Here is a 1,286-nt window from a genome sequence, read left to right as displayed (position 1 = left end):
ATGGGCACCTCGATTTTTACCCGCTCCCGGCCGAGCGTGCCGGTTTTAGCGGCTTGAAGTGCGCATGATGCCGCGATTTTGTGCCTTGGCTCGCTATCGGGTCTTGGAAGATCCGCTGTTATGCGCGGCGCTTTTTGCCTCGCGGCTCGATTTTAGCGCCTGGTGTGTCAGGCCGGGCACGGATCCAGGCGGCGTAGCTGGACGAGACGGCGCATGTTGTAGGCTAGGTTCTTCATCCCGATCTTGGCCTTAGCCCGCACCATGCCGATCGTGCGCACCAGCGTGCCGCCCATGTCATTGGTCTGCGCGCCGAACACATGCTCGACGCGCACGCGCACCGAGGATTTGGTCCGGTTGCTGCCCTTTGCCTGTTCAGTCAGCGGCTTGCCGCGCTTGCCCTTGCGGTGAATGTGGCTCTTGAGCTTTTGCGCGCGCAGCTTGGCCTCCGTCTCCTCGGACCGATAGGCCGCATCCGCCCACACGCCTGAGCCGGTATTGCCCTGCATCAGCAGGTGATCCACCGCCTGGCTGTCATGCAGGGCGGCATCGCTGACGTGATAGCGCCGCACCAGCTTGTGGGTGCGGTCCACGTTCACGTGGTTCTTGTAGCCGTAATGGCTCTTGCCATGTTTCTTGGTCCAGCGCGCATCAACGTCCTTCTGTGACCTCTTGGCGGGCTTGTCCGCCCAGTCCTCGGGCACCTCACCGGACTTGATGGCCTTGTTTTCTTCGCGCGTGTTGTGGTTGCGGGGGACTGGCACGATGGAGGCATCCAGAATCTGCCCGCCCCGAGCAATATAGCCCTGCCGCGCCAGATGGCCGTCGAATTGCTTGAACAGCGCCTCCATCATGCCGGCCTGCGCCAGCGCTTCGCGATAGAGCCAGACCGTCTTGGCGTCGGGCACACGACCCTCCAGCCCAAGACCAAGGAAACGCATGAACGACAGCCGGTCGCGCACCTGATACTCTATCTGGTCGTCGGACAGATTGTAGAGCGCGTTCAGCACCAACGTCTTGAACATCAGCACGGCGTCCATCGGCTTGCGCCCCGCGCGCGACTTCCGCTCCGCATCAGGCTTGCGCCAGACCCGCTCAAGGGTCGGACGGAACTCCTCCCAAGGCACGACGGCATCAATCTCGACCAGCGGGTCCCTCTTGGCGTCAAGGCTCGCGTAGCGATCTGAAAGATCAAAGAAACCCATCTGCGCCATCGCCAAACCTCAAGCCGTGAACCTCTCGCCCCTCATACCGCAGCGGCCACGTCAGGGCAATTTTTCGAGGTGCCC

The 1,286-nt window shown here is 62.3% G+C and carries 1 protein-coding gene; it reads right to left on the bottom strand.

Features of this window, described 5'->3' with window-relative positions; all coding sequences use genetic code 11:
• Window positions 1-167: 167 nt before the first annotated feature.
• On the bottom strand, window positions 168-1,211 hold the full coding sequence (locus tag C5F46_RS16140) for an IS5 family transposase (protein WP_107326306.1): 1,044 nt from the start codon (window positions 1,209-1,211) through the stop codon (window positions 168-170).
• Between the last annotated feature and the right edge of the window lie 75 nt (window positions 1,212-1,286).

Origin of the sequence: Phaeovulum veldkampii DSM 11550 (assembly GCF_003034995.1) — a bacterium.
Lineage (GTDB): Bacteria > Pseudomonadota > Alphaproteobacteria > Rhodobacterales > Rhodobacteraceae > Phaeovulum > Phaeovulum veldkampii.
This window is presented reverse-complemented; position numbering and strand designations above follow the sequence as displayed.